The organism is Ruegeria sp. N11, from assembly GCF_056531525.1.
Genome location: NZ_JBQFLX010000005.1, coordinates 24,709 through 40,139, shown reverse-complemented (window position 1 = coordinate 40,139; position 15,431 = coordinate 24,709). Strand labels below are relative to the sequence as shown.

The following is a 15,431-nucleotide window of genomic DNA, read 5'->3' as shown; positions in this document are numbered from 1 at the left end:
CTACACTCCGCTGCCATCGCCAATCTTCTAGCACCACAGTCTTTGAAAGCTCAAACAAAATCAATCTCGGAGAACGGGTCTTCAGTCCGTTCTCGTCACACTTCTACCGTCGGAGAGTTCGTAATCTCCCAATGGCATGGAAAATGCTCGTCATTCGGAGGAGCAAATTAATGGACTTTCTCAACGCCTTTGTGGCGCTCTCCAACTTCGTCCTTGTTCCCGCGATCGCCTATGGCAGCCAGTTGGCGCTGGGCGCGTTGGGGGTGACGCTGATCTATGGCATCCTTCGGTTCTCGAACTTTGCGCATGGCGACACGATGGCCTTTGGTGCGATGATTGCCGTGCTGGTCACATGGGGCCTGCAGGCCGCCGGGGTCAGTTTCGGGCCGTTGCCGACCGCTCTGCTGGCCCTGCCCTTTGCCATTTTGGGCTGTATCGTTCTGGTGCTGATCACCGACCGGCTGGTCTATCGTTTTTACCGAGAACAAAAGGCCAAGCCGGTCATTCTGGTGATCGTTTCGATGGGCGTGATGTTCATCATGAATGGGCTTGTGCGTTTTATCATCGGCCCGGACGACCAAAGGTTCTCGGACGGCGCCCGGTTCATTGTTTCGGCGCGAGACTTCAAAGCGATGACCGGCCTGCAAGAAGGGCTGGCGATCAAGACCTCTCAGGGCATTACTGTGATCGTGGCGGTTGTTGCCGTGGCGCTGCTGTTCTGGTTCCTGAACAAAACCCGCACCGGTAAATCGATGCGGGCCTATTCCGATAACGAGGATCTGGCTCTGCTGTCGGGCATCAACCCTGAACGTGTGGTGATGATCACTTGGATCATCGTGGCTGCGCTGGCGACCACGGCGGGTGTGCTTTACGGCCTCGACAAAAGCTTCAAGCCCTTTGTCTATTTCCAGCTTCTACTGCCTATCTTTGCCTCGGCGATCGTAGGCGGGCTTGGCAACCCTCTGGGCGCCATCGCGGGCGGGTTCATCATCGCGTTTTCCGAAGTGACGATCACCTACGCGTGGAAAAAGGTACTGACCTATCTGGCGCCGGAAAGTCTGGAGCCGTCAGGCTTGGTCCAGTTCCTGTCCACCGATTACAAATTCGCCGTCAGCTTTGCGATCCTGCTGATTGTGCTGCTGTTTAAGCCCACGGGTCTGTTCAAGGGGAAAGTGATATGAGCGAGCCCGTCAAAAACACACTGCTATTTGTTGTCGTTGGCGCTCTGATCCTGCTGACCGGGTTCACGCAAAGCTGGAACGCGGCGATCCTGATCATGAACATGGGCCTGATCTCGGCCATCATGTCGATTGGGGTGAACCTGCAATGGGGCTTTGCGGGCCTCTTCAATGTCGGCGTCATGGGCTTTGTTGCGCTGGGCGGGCTGGCTGTTGTGCTGGTTTCGACCGCGCCAACGCCGGGAGCCTGGTCCGGTGGTGGCTTTGGCGTGATCCTCGCGCTGTTGCTGGGGGCCGCAACCGTTGTTGCGGCCGTGATGGTTGCACAGAAGATGCCCAAGGGGCGCACACAGACCCTGGCAATCATTGGTATTCTGGTCGTTGGTTTCTTTATCTACCGCGCCATCTTCGATCCCAACGTTGCCGCAATCGAGGCGATTGACCCTGCCGTTGCAGGCAATATCGGCGGTCTGAACTTACCCGTGCTGCTGGCCTGGCCTGCTGGTGGGCTGCTGGCCGCCGGAGCGGCCTGGCTGATCGGCAAAACCGCACTGGGTTTGCGCTCGGACTATCTGGCAATTGCGACGCTCGGTATTGCCGAGATCATAATCGCGATCATGAAGAACGAGGACTGGCTGGCGCGTGGTGTCAAGAACGTCTACGGCATTCCCCGCCCTTCCCCTGTGGTCGGGTATGAGGTCGACCTGCAGAATGACCCCGGCTTCGTTGCCCGTGCCGAATGGTTCGGACTGGACCCGGTGACGGCTTCAACACTGTCCGTTAAACTTGGCTATTCCTTGCTGTTCCTAATTGTCCTTCTGGTTCTGCTTTGGATGGCGCAGATGGCATTGAAAAGCCCGTGGGGTCGCATGATGCGCGCCATTCGCGACAACGAGGTCGCCGCCGAGGCGATGGGCAAAGACGTCACCCGCCGCCACCTGCAGATCTTCGTTCTGGGCTCGGCCATTTGCGGCATAGCGGGCGCGATGATGACGACGCTGGACGGGCAACTGACGCCAGGCACCTACAACCCGCTGCGGTTCACCTTCCTTGTCTGGGTCATGGTGATCGTGGGCGGATCGGGCAACAACTTTGGCGCCGTCCTTGGTGCGTTCCTGATCTGGTTCCTTTGGGTTCAGGTAGAGCCCATCGGTCTGTGGCTGATGAATCTGATCACTGCGGGTATGCCTGACGGAAGTGCACTCAAAGCGCACCTGATCGACAGCGCCGCGCATATGCGGTTGTTTACCATGGGATTGATTCTATTGATTGTTCTTAGATTCAGCCCGCGTGGTTTGATCCCCGAAAAATAATTTCAAACTTCTTACAATTAAGTGAACCGCGCCGGCTATCCGGCGCGGTTTGTTGCATCGATAGGAAAAACTGACTAGACGGGTATATCAGCCAGATGGTTTCTGGCTGTTGTTCGGCACTCACTCACACTTAAACCGCCGATCTGTAACGATTTTGTATGTTAACCTAGAAAAGTTGTGTTCCACCATGAAAGCACCAACCACCAAAGCAGCACTGGTTCTGCCTGTTCTCGCGGCTATGACAGCCTGCGTTCCGTCCCCAGAAAGCCTTGAAACAACACCTGTCCAGATCCAAACACCAAAAGGGGTTGTGACCTGCCAGCTCTATACTCTGAACCGGGTCATTTGGGATCGGGCCATCGACTATCCGGCAACTAAGATGTCAGTCGCCGAGGCGGACGCATACTGCCGACAGGAAGGTCAGCGCCGCCTCAATTAGAAACGGCGCATTCACTCAGCGATTGCGAAACAACCCGCCAAGTATGCCACGCACGATGCGACGGCCGGTCGTCCCTTTCAGTTCCTTGATCACCGCCTGACTCATGGCTGATGCAAACGTGTCCTGTTTCCGCGAAACGCGGGAAGAGGATCGGCTGACGCGCTGCCCGGAATATCTGCGGGCCGCGGCAAACTCGCGCTCGGCAGGTGTCTGTGTTTCAAACAGATCTTCTGCCTCGGCAGCTTCGGCTTCCTTTGCTGCTGCGTCGGCCCGGGCCTGAAGTATTTCAAACGCCGACTTTCGATCGACGGGCTGATCGTATTTTGCCCGCATCCCCGACGCATCAATGATCGCCTGCCGTTCGGTTTGCGTGATCGGGCCAAGCTGTGACCCCGGTGGCCGGATCAATGTGCGCTCGACGATCCCGGGTATGCCCTTCTTCTGCAGCATTGACGTTACCGCCTCACCCACACCGACCTCTCGGATGGCTTCCTCGGTATCGAACTCGGGATTCTCACGATAGGTTTCCGCAGCCAACCGCAGGTTCTTGCGATCCCGTGCCGTGAAAGCCCGCAAGGCATGCTGAATGCGGTTGCCCAACTGGCCCAGAATATCCTCGGGTATGTCGGCCGGGTTTTGGGATATGAAATACACACCGACTCCCTTTGACCGGATCAGGCGCGCGACCTGTTCAACTTTGTCCACCAGAACCTTCGGGGCATCATCGAACAGCAGATGGGCTTCGTCGAAAAAGAAAACCAGTTTGGGTTTCTCGGGGTCGCCCACTTCGGGCAGTTCTTCGAATAGTTCGCTCAGCAGCCACAGCAGGAACGTTGCGTATAGTCGAGGCGCGCCCATCAATTTGTCCGAGGCCAGAATATTCACCATCCCCTGCCCGTTCTGATCGGTTCGCATCAGATCCGCCAGATCCAGCGCTGGCTCTCCGAACAGTTTGGTTCCGCCCTGGTTTTCAAGAACCAGCAAGCGGCGCTGAATCGCCCCGATCGACGCTGTAGATACATTGCCGTATCGCAGGGACAGCTGCGCGCGGTTTTCACCGATCCAGACCAGCAAAGCCTGCAGGTCCTTGAGGTCCAACAGCGGCATCCCTTCTTCGTCGGCCACACGAAATGCGATGTTTAGGATTCCTTCCTGTGCCTCGCTCAGTTCCATCAGGCGCGACAGCAGCAAGGGGCCCATCTCGGTGACTGTGGTTCGGACCGGATGTCCCTGCTCGCCAAACAGGTCCCAGAAAGTTACCGGGCAGGCAGCGTAGGCGAAATCAGTCAGCTCGATGCGTTGCGCGCGATCCTGAAACGCCTGATGCAATTTGTGATCCGGGCTTCCTGACAAGGCCAGACCAGACAGGTCACCTTTGATATCTGACAGAAACACAGGCACGCCCGCCTTAGAGAAACCTTCGGCCAGAATTTGTAGCGTAACGGTCTTGCCTGTCCCGGTGGCCCCGGCGATCAAACCGTGTCGGTTGGCATACTTCAGCGTCAGGCCCTGCGGTTCAGCGTAATCCTTGCCACCGCCACCCAGGAAAATACTGTTGTTCATGAATTATTCGCCTTGCTTATCACCGATCCCACGACAGCATACAAAGTTAACCTTTGACTGCGATAGTTTATTTGCCGCCTCATGGGCGAAGGCTCCGGGGTGGCAGACTTCCTCCCTGTCGACTGGCCGTGCCTTCGGGCACGGCATTTTTGATTTCGGCCCGCATTAAAATGAACTGGTCAGTATATTAAAAATTCAGGTTAGCAGTTGACCCGTGCGCCCCCCTTTCGTAACGTCTGCGTATAAATAAGTCGGCCAGTCCGACGGGGAGAAAATTCTAGGAAGGGAGCCGCTCCACCGGCTCCCTTTTCCATTGGCCCGGACTTTGTAAATAACAGAACAAATGGGCAAGAATCCGTTCACATCCGTCCAATAATGCAGCTTAGTGACTGACACCCTGTTTTAACGATGATAGACCGGGCAAAAAGCTCAATCACGCAACCGAGGCACTCATGATCAAGAACATCCTGTCTTTCAGCCTTGTTTCCGCGGCACTCTGGTGCAGCACCGCAGCCGCGCAGGAAACATCTCAGGACGACCAAACTCCGGCAGAGACACCGCAGACGGAAGCGGCTTCCGATCTGGACCTGGGCGAAACCGGTCCGCGCGTAGGTGAACAATACGTCAAAGAGCAAAGCGGCGACTGGGAAATCAGATGCCTCAAAACAGAAGCAGGTAAGGACCCCTGCTTGCTGCGGCAGACGCTGTCCGGGCAAGAAGGCCAGCCAATTGCGGAGATATCGGTCAACAAATTGCCCGAAGGTGTCGCAGCAGTTGCAGGCGCAACAGTCATTGTACCGCTCGAAATCATGTTGCAAGCGCAACTGGCTTTGTCGATCGATGGCGCTCCGGGGAAACGTTATGACTACCACCATTGCAACCCCATCGGCTGCGTGGCCCAGCTTGGGTTCACTCAAGGCGATGTCGATGCCATGAAGGCGGGCAGCACGGCCAAAATGTCTGTCGTCTCGGTTCTGGCACCCAACCAACTTCTTGAGATTGAGATTTCTCTGGCAGGGTTCACTGCAGGATTCGACAAGTTGGAAATCAACTGAACATCATCCGGACCAACAATCAAAGACGCCGCCGAATAATCTTCGGCGGCGTTTTTGGTTGGTAAGCTATTTTGGCTTCAGATCCGCTTCAATGCCAGGACTGCATTCAATCCGCCAAAGGCAAACGCGTTGCTGAGTGCAACGTCAACTTTTGCTTCGCGCGCAATATTAGGGACCACATCCAGCGCACATTCCGGATCAGGCTCCTCATAGCCGATTGTCGGGGCAACTATCCCGTCCCGCAAAGCCATGATGCAGGCCAGCAGTTCCACCGCTCCGGTCCCGCCGATCAGATGTCCATGCATGGACTTTGTGGACGAGATCATAAGATCATCCGCATGCGGTCCAAAAACGTCCGCGACCGCTGCACATTCAGTTTTGTCGTTGGCGGCGGTGCCGGTCCCATGGGCGTTAATGTAGCCCACTTCGCTCGCGTTCAGCTTTGCATCAGCCAGGGCCCCGGCCATCGCACGGGATGCCCCCTGTTTGCTGGGCATGACAATATCGGATGCATCAGACGACATTGCAAAACCCACAACCTCGCACAGGATGTCAGCGCCGCGCGCACGCGCATGTTCATATTCTTCAAACACGAACACCCCGGCGCCCTCGCCCTGGACCATACCGTTTCGATTGGCGCTGAACGGTCGACATGCGTCCTTGGACATCACACGCAGGCCTTCCCAGGCCTTTACGCCCCCGAAACACAACATGGATTCCGAACCGCCTGTGATCATCGTGGGCGCAGCCCCGCTGCGAACCATTTGGAAAGCCTGTGCCATAGCATGATTTGACGAGGCGCACGCCGTCGAAACGGTAAAGCTCGGGCCTTTGAGGTTATGCTCCATTGACACATGGCTGGCGGCTGCGTTGTTCATCAACTTGGGAACAACAAAAGGATGAACACGGTTCTTGCCGTCTTCGTAGACTGACCGGTAATTGTCGTCCCATGTGGAAACACCGCCACCGGCCGTTCCCAGAACGACACCGGAACGCGCCGCAAGGTCGCCATGAAATTCGATCCCGGACTGATCGATGGCCTCTTTGGCAGCCGTCAATGTGAATTGGGTAAACCGATCATAGAGCGACATTTGCTGGCGATTGAACCGGCCTTCGGCCTCGAACCCCCTGACCTGCCCACCGATCTTGATAGCCAAACGATCGACATCGCGAAACTCAAGTTCAGAGATGCCGCAGCGGCCTTCGCGCATGGCCTCTAGTGTATCGGGAACGGAATGGCCCAGCGAGTTGATCGTGCCCGCCCCGGTAATGACAACGCGTTTCATGAGGCTCAGTCAGACCTTTTCCGACACAAGCTTTTCGATACCTGAAATGATAGCTGCAACATTTGAGATATCGAAATCGCTGGCCGTCGGTTCGTTGGCATTGAACGGCACCGAGATGTCGAACTCTTCCTCGATAGCAAAGATGCTTTCAACCAGGCCCAGACTGTCGATACCCAGGTCCTCGAGCGTACTTTCGGGCGTCACATCCGAAGGCTCCAGCACGGCTTGCTCAGCAATGATGGAGATGACGCGGTCGGTGATGCTCATATCGGTCCTCTGATTATCACGGTGGTTGTGATTTAATCGCTCGAAGACTGTTTGAAAACAGCCTTTTTCAGCGCCTCTACGTCACGCGCCATGCGCGGCAAGCGGCGTTGGGCCTTGTAGATATCGGTATGAGATTCCATTTTTATGCCCGGATAACCCATAATTACCCGCCCGGCCGGAACATTGGACAGGATCTTGGTGCCCCCGCCGGCAATCACGCCATCCCCGATGAAAATGTTGTCCACGACGCCGGTCTGGCCACCCAGAACAACATGATTTCCGATCTCAACGGACCCCGAAACACCGGTCTGCCCGCATAACAGGCAGTCCTGCCCAACGCGCGTGTTGTGTCCCACGTGGACTAGGTTATCCAGCTTGGAACCCGATCCGATCACGGTGTTGCGTATGGTGCCGTTGTCAACGGTGCAGTTCGCGCCGACCTCAACATCATCGCCGATTTCCACCGCGCCCAGCGAATGGATCCTCAGCCAGTTCTGGGCCTTGGCATCCCCCGCATCTCCCATCGTTTTGCGAACGTTTTCCACGCCAGACACTTCCGGAGTGACAAAGCTGAACCCGTCGCTGCCAATGCGCGCACCCGGTTGCGCGACAAAGCGGTCACCGATCCTTGCACGTGCACCGATGCTGACCATTTCTCGCAGAACCGCAGATTCTCCCAGAACGGCGTCCATTCCGACAACACAATGCGCGCCGATAACTGAACCGGCCCCAATGCGAGCCCGCGCACCAATGACCGTAAGTGGGCCAATGGAAACGTTTTCGGCAATCTCTGCGGTCGAATCGATTACGGCCGAAGGGTGAATACCCGGAGCGACCCCCTGGCCTCGGTCCAGCATCGCCGTAATTCCTGCCATCGCCATCCGCGGGCGCGGCACAAAGATAGCGGCCTGCAAGCCCATCCCCTGCCAGTCCGCGCCTTCCCACACAACCGCCGCCTTTGCCGACCCGCCGGACAGTGCGTCGGCGTATTTGGGCGACATGGCCATGGCCAGATCATCTGCGCCTGCATCTCGGGGTTCGGCGGCACGATAGACGATCAGGCTGGTATCGCCCTGGCATTCGGCGTCCAGCGCTTCGGCGATTTGCTTGATTGTGAATTGCATAGAGGGCTTCCTTGTATCAGGACTTGCCCCAGTGATTACCCCTGAACGTCCGGCAGGACCACCCCTGCCTTTTGCAGAGCCTCCCAGATCTTGCGATCGCGGTCGTAGACATCCCGGCGGTACTGAACTTCACCCTTTGGACCGACATACGCCGTCCGATAGATGATGTGAACAGGAACCGACTGCGCGAGGTTTACCTTTGTTTCCTTGCCGGTATTCAGAACCCTGTGAAAAAAAGCCTTGGGGTCCTCTTCCTGCCGGGCCAGCAAGGCATAGGCGAACTCGAAGGGCTGCGCCAGGCGGATGCAGCCATGCGAGAAAGCGCGAACCTCGCGGGCAAACAGGTTTTTATGCGGCGTATCATGCAGATAGATGTTGTGCTTGTTTGGGAACATGAACTTCACCAGGCCCAACGCATTGCTTTTGCTGGGTGGTTGCCGCATCGCGAACGGAAAATCCCGTGCAGTGAATTGCGTAAAGTCCACGGCGCCACGATTGACCTGACGGCCACTTCGATCCGTGATCTGGATGTGACCGACCGCATTAGGGTTGGACTGAAGTTTTGGCAAATATTCCTTGGTGATGATCGAGCGTGGTACGTACCAGCTCGGGTTGATCACCATGTGTTCCATCATGTCCGAGAATTCGGGACTGCGCCGATCATGGGTGTTCTTGCCGATTACGGCCCGCGTCTCAAATGATACCTGACCTTCATCCACGATCTTCGCCGAGAAGTCCGCCTGATTCACCAAGATATGACGCGCGCCTCGTGAGTGTGGCAACCAACGCTCCCGCTCAAGCGCGACGTAGACAGCTTTGAGCCTGTCGCTGGCCGGACGGTTGATTTCGGTCAGGGTTCCATTTCCGGCAACGCCATCCGCTTCGAGCCCATGGGCAGTCTGAAACGCCCGCACGGCCCCCAGCATTGCGGCATCAAATTCCGGGCTGGCGGTTGGTCTCAGGTAACCCATAGCCACCAAACGGTCACGCAACCGAATGACATTGGGTCCGGTATCACCGTATTCGAGTTTTGCAACTGGTACAGTCGGCCCCCAACCGCCCTGCTCAACCAGATTTTCAAGGACCATTTTCTGTTTCAGCAAAGACCGGTATTGCAGGGACTCTGGCACCAGTTGTTCTATGTACGTCGCCCCTGTGGCTGATGCGACACCTTGCAAATGTAACTGCGGCGACCTGCGATCGACTTCGCGCACCAAACCATCGTCAATCTGTGAAGGGCTCAACACGCCCGAGTACATATCCGTAGCATAACGCAGGAAAACCCGGCTCAAATCCGCTTCGACTGAACCCAAGTCCCTCTGGGAACGGGCAGCGCGCATCTGGTCCAGCAGAGCCTGGACATCATAACGCGCATCCGGCAACCCGTGGAACGCGGCATTGGACAGGGCCTTAATCAAAGCAGTCCGGCGTTCAGCATGCTGTTCGGTCTGCCCAACCCAGATCGGCGAAAACCCGTTTGTTTTGTAGTATTCAGCCAGCGAAGACCCCGAATCCAACGACTCGGCAACCGCCATGCGGAAGGCGGTCGGTGGGTTTGTCTCGGAATCGGCAAAGGCCGCTGCTGCTGCGAAACAGGCGGTCGCGAGGATACTGGTACAGGTCCGGAAAACAGAAAACATGAGATGGCCTTGGTTATTCAATGCTTTGCACCGATACACTCAGCGCCGAGCCAGTATGATTGGCGGACCGCCCGATTGTCTATTCACAAATTCATCAAATCTGCGCTTCTAACATCTGCTGATGCGTGATTGCATCGCCTTGGAAAGTGATTTCCCTAACCTTCTGTAATATATGCATCGCTGCATCAGTTGCGCAAAAACCTGCCGATATTTCCCCCTTGAATTGGTGTATCCGAAAGATTTCTTGGCGGACGAATCCGTCTGTGTCATAACTTCCGCATCTGGGATGGGAAAAAATTAATACGGCGCACGTAACATCGTGTGCAGGCAGGAACTAGTACGGGACGAAAAACGAAATGACCAAGAGCAGTGCTTCGGGCTTGACCCGGCGCGCCCTATTGGGTGCGTTCGCGGCCACAGCGGTAGTAGCCGCACCGACCTATTCCAATGCAGCAGGATTCCTTCGCGGCGGCGGTGATATTCGCCGCATTCGCATGTATTCCGGGCGCACCGGTGAACGCATCGACATGATTTACTGGGTTGACGGCAATTACATCAAAGACGCCGTCAAGGAAGTGAACCACTTCATGCGCGACTGGCGTACCGATCAGTCCAAGTCCATGGACCTGCGCACAATTGACATCATGGCCGCATCTCACAACCTGCTGGATGTCAACGAACCCTATATGCTGTTGTCCGGCTACCGGTCCCCTCAGACTAACGCGATGCTGCGATCGAAATCCCGCCGCGTTGCCAAGAATTCCCTGCACATGAAGGGTCAGGCGGCTGACTTGCGGTTGTCTTCACGCTCGGTTTCGCAAATGGCCAAAGCCGCCATTTCCTGCCGCGCGGGGGGCGTCGGCAAATACTACCGCTCGAATTTTGTCCACATGGACTGCGGCGAGGTTCGCAGCTGGGGCGGCTAAACACTACGTACAATTTCGAAGTGACGAGCGCCTTTGGGCGCTCTTTTTTTTAGATGAAGGCACGCATACGTTGGGAGTTCGAACAGAGCATTTGCAGCGGAAACGCTACTCGCTCATGTGCCCGAAACATCTAATTTAGATAAATGGCGCACCTGAGAGGATTCGAACCTCTGGCCTCTGCCTTCGGAGGGCAGCGCTCTATCCAGCTGAGCTACAGGTGCCTTGGCCGTTAGCTAACCTTGTTCCGTTCCGGGTGCAACTGCAAATCTGTCGCCCGACATCAGGTTTCACGCGAACAGATCGTGGGCCAGTTCCAGTGCATCGATCAGTGTGTCGACCTCGTCAGTGGTATTGTAAAGCCCGAAGCTGGCGCGGCATGTGGCCGTTACCCCCAGATGATCCATCAACGGACCGGCGCAGTGATGACCGGCGCGAACGGCGACGCCTTTTTTGTCCAGAATGGTCGACACATCATGCGCGTGCCCTGCCCCGTCCAGTGTAAAACTGAAAATAGCGGCCTTGTCCGGGCGTGTGCCCTGCACTTGCACCCAGTTCAGGCCGGTCAGACGCTGCATGGCATAGTCCCGCAAGGCGGATTCGTGGGCGGCAATGTTCTCCATCCCCAGATCCATCATGTAATCCAACGCCACACCCAGTCCGATTGTCTGAACGATCCCGGGTGTACCGGCCTCGAACTTCATCGGCGGATCGTTATAGATCACCTGATCTTTGCTGACCTCTTTGATCATGTCGCCGCCGCCGATAAAGGGGCGCATTTCGGCCATGCGTTCGGACTTGATGTAGATCGCACCTGAACCGGAGGGGCCGTACAGCTTGTGCCCGGTGATGGCATAGAAATCACAGCCGATATCCTGAACGTTGACAGGCATGTGCACGGCACCCTGACTGCCATCCACCAGAACAGGCACCCCTTTTGCGTGGGCTCCTTTTGTGATCGCCTTCACGTCAACGACCGTTCCCAGCACGTTCGAGCATTGCGTCACAGCAACAAGCTTTGTGCGCGGTGTGATGGCATCAATCACGGCCTGCGGGTCCAGTCCGCCGTCCGGGCCCACATCGACCCACTTCAAGACCACGCCCTGACGTTCGCGCAGGAAATGCCAGGGAACGATATTGGCGTGATGCTCCATGACACTCAGAACGATTTCATCCCCGGCTTTCAGGCGCGGCATGGCCCAGCCATAGGCGACAAGGTTGATGCCTTCGGTTGTGCCGGAGTTCAGAACGATTTCATTCTCGTTCGCCACACCCAGAAACCGGGCAACCGTGCCGCGGACGGCCTCATACTTTTCCGTTGCAAGGTTGGACAGATAGTGCAGACCGCGATGCACGTTCGAGTATTCCTCGGCATAGGCGCGGGTAACTGCATCAATTACCACCTGTGGCTTCTGCGCCGAGGCACCATTGTCCAGATAAGTCAGGGGTTTCCCATTCACCTCTCGCGACAGGATGGGAAAATCAGAGCGGATTCTCTGAACATCATACATGGTCATATTCCCTATACGGGCCCACTTGGGGTCAGGAGGAGGACAAAAGGTATCGCAATCAGCGCGGCCAGTAAGATCAGGCCAAACGCCTTTCCCAAGGATGCGAACTGATGCGCCTCGTTTAGGAAATGCAGGGTGATATAAAAACTGACCAACGCCGTTGCCAGCAACATCGGAACCATCAGGAACGGCAGTGTCATTGCAATGACCAGCGTAGCCAGCAAGGCAAGTATCTGGAGGAACTGCAGCCAGATCATCAGAACCATGATGTCTTCAAACGTGGCGCGTCCGCCCAGAAGTCGTCCGACAAACAGAAATGACGCGACGCTCAGCAGCATTGCACCCGCTGACGTTACCAGATTCATGAGGACCGGACCGGGTGCCTGCGCCACATTCGGGCCAGACAGCCACACAAAGTAGTCAAGGCCAAACTGCACAATGGAGTTGAGCACGACAGCTAGAAAAAACGCCAGCCACAGGATCTCGCGCCCTGGGCGTAGTTTCATCAGGCGTCGGGCTGCCTCGGCCGGGCTGACCAAAGTCATCACCGCGAGGTTCCCCAGAAAACTCAGATTCATGTCTCAGGCCTCTGTGCTTGTCTGAGGCCTGACAACCAGAACCAGACAAAGACTGCAACCCAAAGTAGCCCAACTACGGACAAGGTCGGCCCCGGACCGATAAATCCGGCCACCAATCCGTTCAAAAGAACCAGCGGCGCGGACGACAATAAAGCCCAAAACAAAGCCAACCGCGCGCCGTAGGCGGAACCGCTCCCACCCATAAGCCGTGCCGCCCAATGAGACACAAGGGCCACAAAATACAGAAGCAATGGCAGGATGATAACCGACCCCAACAAGGCGCCGCCCAGCAGCATGTTCAGCTCGACACCTTCCAGGTGCGCGCGCCGCGCCATTCCAGGCATCTGCGCGATAAAGGCGATTGTGCAGAACGCCATGACAAAAGCCAGCGCCCGGTCTTCCCGTGGTCCCATATCCAGAAGCCGGCGCATGACACGCCCCGGCCCCCTGTACGTGGCCACGATATCCGTCGTCACAGGCATCAGCTGCGACGCGCCAGCCAGCCTTCCAGACGGGTCACGATGGCTTGGGCAAGCACCTCGTTTTCAATCTCGTCCACCGCTTCGGCCAGAAAGGCCAGCGTCAGCATGTTCGTGGCGTCTTTGAGCGATACCCCACGCGAACGCAGATAAAACAAGGCCGTTTCGTCAATCGCACCCGATGTGGACCCGTGCGAACAGGCCACATCATCGGCGTAGATTTCCAGTTCGGGCTTAGCCAGAAACTGGCTATCATCATCCAGCAACAAGGACTGGCTGATTTGATAGCCGTCAGTTTTCTGGGCCCCCGCTTTCACAAGGATTTTGCCCTGGAACACGCCTGTTGCGCCATTCCGCAGAACTTTCTTGAAGACCTGGCGGCTTTCACAATTTGCCGCGTCGTGCGTCACGAACACCGTGTCGTCGTGATGGAAATTACCGTCTCCGACGCAGGCCCCCGCTACATGAGCAACTGCGTCATCGCCCGTCAGCTCGACCACTTGCTCGTTTCGCGTCAGAACTCCGTTCACCGTCAGAGTAAAGGATTTGTAAACCGACTCGTGGCCCAGACACGTGAACATATGCGTGGCTGCGCGGCGCTCATGATCCCGACCCTGCGCGCGCACGTGATGCAGCGTGCCGCCGTCGGCAATGTCGATCTCCATGCATTTGTTAAACCGTGAAGCTGCCGGACCGTTTTCCAGAATGGTCACCTCGGCCCCGCTTTCAACGCGCACGATGTGATGCAACATGGCATCCGAGGTTTCAGAGGCATGCTGATAGATCAGGCTGATTGGCTTGCTGGGCGTGCCAGTCACGTGAATCGCAACACCATCGGCCGCAAAGGCCGTATTCAGCGCCGCCAGAGGCCGTTGAACCGGAGTTTGCCCGCGCGCTTCAAGAACGCCGTACAACTCCTTGGCCCAATGGATATCTTTGCAGCAGATGTCTTCGATCCGATCGATCGTCACACCTTCAAGCGTCAGGTCATCGGAATCCTCAGCGCTGAACACACCGTCGATGAACACGATTTTCAAACGGTCAAGATCATGGAACAGCAACGGCTCATCGGACCGGAACAGAGCGGCCTGAGGGGCCTCGGGCGAAATCAGCGTGTCCGGACGTGTGTATTTCCAATACTCATCGCGCCGTCCCGGCAGGCCCATTTCCAGAACCCGCGCCAGCGCATCTTCGCGGGCGGCACGCGTGCATCCGGCGTCGGGCATGACCAGGCTGGCCAGCCGAGCCTCTGTCGCGGTTTGTTTAACTTCGGGCAGCCCCATCAGTTCACCTCGGCCAGAATGTCGGCATAGCCGTTGTTTTCAACTTCCAGCGCCAGTTCCGGGCCGCCGGTTTTGACGATCCGACCGTCTGCCATGATGTGCACGACGTCGGGTTTGATATGGTCCAGCAGACGCTGATAGTGAGTAATCACCAGGAAACCACGGCCTTCGTCGCGCAGAGCGTTTACACCTTCGGCCACCAGTTTCATCGCATCCACGTCCAGACCCGAGTCCGTTTCGTCCAGGATGCACATCTTAGGCTCCAGCATCGCCATCTGCAGAATTTCGTTCCGCTTCTTCTCACCACCCGAGAAGCCGACGTTCACCGGACGCTTGAGCATATCCGCGTCGATCTTCAGCGATTTCGCCTTGGCGCGTACTTCTTTCAGGAAGTCGGCGGCCGACAGTTCGTCTTCCCCGCGCGCCTTGCGCTGAGCGTTTACGGCAGTGCGCAAGAACGTCATGTTGCCGACGCCGGGGATTTCGACTGGGTACTGGAACGCCAGAAAAATACCCGCAGCGGCACGCTCTTCCGGTTCCATTTCCAGAAGATCCTCGCCGTCCAGGGTGGCCGAGCCTTCGGTAACTTCGTAGCCATCGCGGCCCGAGAGTACGTAGCTGAGTGTCGACTTGCCCGAGCCGTTCGGACCCATAATCGCATGCACTTTACCTGCCTCGACGGTCAGGTCGACGCCTTTGAGGATTTGCTTCTCCTCTTCCTCAAGTTTCACGTGCAGGTTCTTGATTTCCAGCATTTTTTGTCCTTTTGCGTACCGCAAGGGGCATCCGATA

General features: G+C 56.7%; 15 protein-coding genes and 1 tRNA gene. 5 read left to right on the top strand and 11 right to left on the bottom strand.

Going from position 1 to position 15,431, the window contains the following annotated elements; genetic code table 11:
* The first annotated feature begins 170 nt into the window (after positions 1 to 170).
* The 3 genes from ACR0J8_RS06605 to ACR0J8_RS06595 all read left to right on the top strand — a co-directional run bounded on the left by ACR0J8_RS06605 (position 171) and on the right by ACR0J8_RS06595 (position 2,930).
* Positions 171 to 1,181 (top strand): branched-chain amino acid ABC transporter permease, encoded by a 1,011-nt coding sequence (locus ACR0J8_RS06605; protein ID WP_170615015.1) that lies wholly within the window; start codon positions 171 to 173, stop codon positions 1,179 to 1,181.
* A complete protein-coding gene (locus tag ACR0J8_RS06600) occupies positions 1,178 to 2,491 on the top strand; it encodes a branched-chain amino acid ABC transporter permease (protein WP_480524114.1) in 1,314 nt (437 codons plus the stop codon). Before ACR0J8_RS06605 ends, ACR0J8_RS06600 begins: the two co-directional genes overlap by 4 nt.
* A 187-nt stretch (positions 2,492 to 2,678) precedes the next feature.
* On the top strand, positions 2,679 to 2,930 hold the full coding sequence (locus tag ACR0J8_RS06595; RefSeq protein WP_480524115.1) for a hypothetical protein: 252 nt from the start codon (positions 2,679 to 2,681) through the stop codon (positions 2,928 to 2,930).
* A 15-nt stretch (positions 2,931 to 2,945) separates the two neighbouring features.
* On the opposite strand, the gene ACR0J8_RS06590 is transcribed toward ACR0J8_RS06595, so the two are convergent.
* Positions 2,946 to 4,493: a helicase HerA-like domain-containing protein gene (locus ACR0J8_RS06590; RefSeq protein WP_480524117.1), complete on the bottom strand. Its 1,548-nt coding sequence runs from the start codon at positions 4,491 to 4,493 to the stop codon at positions 2,946 to 2,948.
* 452 nt (positions 4,494 to 4,945) lie between these two features.
* On the opposite strand from ACR0J8_RS06590, the gene ACR0J8_RS06585 reads away from it, so the two are divergent.
* Entirely contained in the window at positions 4,946 to 5,548 is a 603-nt protein-coding gene (locus ACR0J8_RS06585; protein ID WP_170615011.1) for an invasion associated locus B family protein, read from the top strand.
* Between the two features lie 77 nt (positions 5,549 to 5,625).
* On the opposite strand, the gene ACR0J8_RS06580 is transcribed toward ACR0J8_RS06585, so the two are convergent.
* Genes ACR0J8_RS06580 through ACR0J8_RS06565 form a run of 4 tightly spaced genes read right to left on the bottom strand, consistent with a single transcriptional unit; the run spans position 5,626 to position 9,865 of the window.
* A complete protein-coding gene (locus ACR0J8_RS06580; RefSeq protein WP_170615010.1) occupies positions 5,626 to 6,834 on the bottom strand; it encodes a beta-ketoacyl-[acyl-carrier-protein] synthase family protein in 1,209 nt (402 codons plus the stop codon).
* 9 nt (positions 6,835 to 6,843) lie between these two features.
* Positions 6,844 to 7,101 (bottom strand): acyl carrier protein, encoded by a 258-nt coding sequence (locus tag ACR0J8_RS06575; protein WP_170806364.1) that lies wholly within the window; start codon positions 7,099 to 7,101, stop codon positions 6,844 to 6,846.
* A gap of 32 nt (positions 7,102 to 7,133) precedes the next feature.
* On the bottom strand, positions 7,134 to 8,225 hold the full coding sequence (lpxD, locus tag ACR0J8_RS06570; RefSeq protein ID WP_480524119.1) for a UDP-3-O-(3-hydroxymyristoyl)glucosamine N-acyltransferase: 1,092 nt from the start codon (positions 8,223 to 8,225) through the stop codon (positions 7,134 to 7,136).
* Between the two features lie 35 nt (positions 8,226 to 8,260).
* Positions 8,261 to 9,865, bottom strand: coding sequence for a L,D-transpeptidase family protein (locus ACR0J8_RS06565; protein ID WP_480524121.1), 1,605 nt, complete (start codon positions 9,863 to 9,865; stop codon positions 8,261 to 8,263).
* 356 nt (positions 9,866 to 10,221) lie between these two features.
* Here ACR0J8_RS06565 and mepK point away from each other — a divergent pair, with 356 nt between their 5' ends.
* The gene (gene mepK / locus ACR0J8_RS06560) at positions 10,222 to 10,791 is read left to right on the top strand and encodes a peptidoglycan L,D-endopeptidase MepK (protein ID WP_170615006.1); all 570 of its coding nucleotides are present in this window, start codon (positions 10,222 to 10,224) and stop codon (positions 10,789 to 10,791) included.
* Positions 10,792 to 10,935: 144 nt separating this feature from the next.
* On the opposite strand, the gene ACR0J8_RS06555 is transcribed toward mepK, so the two are convergent.
* The 6 genes from ACR0J8_RS06555 to sufC form a co-directional block, all read right to left on the bottom strand.
* Positions 10,936 to 11,012, bottom strand: a tRNA-Arg gene (locus ACR0J8_RS06555).
* Positions 11,013 to 11,078: 66 nt separating this feature from the next.
* Positions 11,079 to 12,299, bottom strand: coding sequence for a cysteine desulfurase (locus ACR0J8_RS06550; RefSeq protein ID WP_480889255.1), 1,221 nt, complete (start codon positions 12,297 to 12,299; stop codon positions 11,079 to 11,081).
* A gap of 11 nt (positions 12,300 to 12,310) precedes the next feature.
* A complete protein-coding gene (locus tag ACR0J8_RS06545; RefSeq protein WP_480889253.1) occupies positions 12,311 to 12,877 on the bottom strand; it encodes a Yip1 family protein in 567 nt (188 codons plus the stop codon).
* A complete protein-coding gene (locus ACR0J8_RS06540; RefSeq protein ID WP_480527371.1) occupies positions 12,874 to 13,359 on the bottom strand; it encodes a YIP1 family protein in 486 nt (161 codons plus the stop codon). The genes ACR0J8_RS06545 and ACR0J8_RS06540 overlap by 4 nt, the downstream gene beginning before the upstream one ends.
* On the bottom strand, positions 13,359 to 14,639 hold the full coding sequence (locus ACR0J8_RS06535) for a SufB/SufD family protein (protein WP_480889251.1): 1,281 nt from the start codon (positions 14,637 to 14,639) through the stop codon (positions 13,359 to 13,361). Before ACR0J8_RS06535 ends, ACR0J8_RS06540 begins: the two co-directional genes overlap by 1 nt.
* Positions 14,639 to 15,394, bottom strand: a complete 756-nt coding sequence (gene sufC / locus ACR0J8_RS06530; RefSeq protein ID WP_170805685.1) for a Fe-S cluster assembly ATPase SufC — start codon at positions 15,392 to 15,394, stop codon at positions 14,639 to 14,641. The genes ACR0J8_RS06535 and sufC overlap by 1 nt, the downstream gene beginning before the upstream one ends.
* Between the last annotated feature and the right edge of the window lie 37 nt (positions 15,395 to 15,431).

Bases quoted from the DNA above. Each gene is read 5' to 3' on its own strand.
- ACR0J8_RS06565 (WP_480524121.1), bottom strand. From the start codon at position 9,865: ATGTTTTCTGTTTTCCGGACCTGTACCAGTATCCTCGCGACCGCCTGT.
- ACR0J8_RS06585 (WP_170615011.1), top strand. From the start codon at position 4,946: ATGATCAAGAACATCCTGTCTTTCAGCCTTGTTTCCGCGGCACTCTGG.
- ACR0J8_RS06550 (WP_480889255.1), bottom strand. From the start codon at position 12,299: ATGTATGATGTTCAGAGAATCCGCTCTGATTTTCCCATCCTGTCGCGA.
- sufC (WP_170805685.1), bottom strand. From the start codon at position 15,394: ATGCTGGAAATCAAGAACCTGCACGTGAAACTTGAGGAAGAGGAGAAG.
- ACR0J8_RS06580 (WP_170615010.1), bottom strand. From the start codon at position 6,834: ATGAAACGCGTTGTCATTACCGGGGCGGGCACGATCAACTCGCTGGGC.
- lpxD (WP_480524119.1), bottom strand. From the start codon at position 8,225: ATGCAATTCACAATCAAGCAAATCGCCGAAGCGCTGGACGCCGAATGC.
- ACR0J8_RS06535 (WP_480889251.1), bottom strand. From the start codon at position 14,639: ATGGGGCTGCCCGAAGTTAAACAAACCGCGACAGAGGCTCGGCTGGCC.
- ACR0J8_RS06540 (WP_480527371.1), bottom strand. From the start codon at position 13,359: ATGCCTGTGACGACGGATATCGTGGCCACGTACAGGGGGCCGGGGCGT.
- mepK (WP_170615006.1), top strand. From the start codon at position 10,222: ATGACCAAGAGCAGTGCTTCGGGCTTGACCCGGCGCGCCCTATTGGGT.
- ACR0J8_RS06575 (WP_170806364.1), bottom strand. From the start codon at position 7,101: ATGAGCATCACCGACCGCGTCATCTCCATCATTGCTGAGCAAGCCGTG.
- ACR0J8_RS06545 (WP_480889253.1), bottom strand. From the start codon at position 12,877: ATGAATCTGAGTTTTCTGGGGAACCTCGCGGTGATGACTTTGGTCAGC.
- ACR0J8_RS06590 (WP_480524117.1), bottom strand. From the start codon at position 4,493: ATGAACAACAGTATTTTCCTGGGTGGCGGTGGCAAGGATTACGCTGAA.
- ACR0J8_RS06605 (WP_170615015.1), top strand. From the start codon at position 171: ATGGACTTTCTCAACGCCTTTGTGGCGCTCTCCAACTTCGTCCTTGTT.
- ACR0J8_RS06595 (WP_480524115.1), top strand. From the start codon at position 2,679: ATGAAAGCACCAACCACCAAAGCAGCACTGGTTCTGCCTGTTCTCGCG.
- ACR0J8_RS06600 (WP_480524114.1), top strand. From the start codon at position 1,178: ATGAGCGAGCCCGTCAAAAACACACTGCTATTTGTTGTCGTTGGCGCT.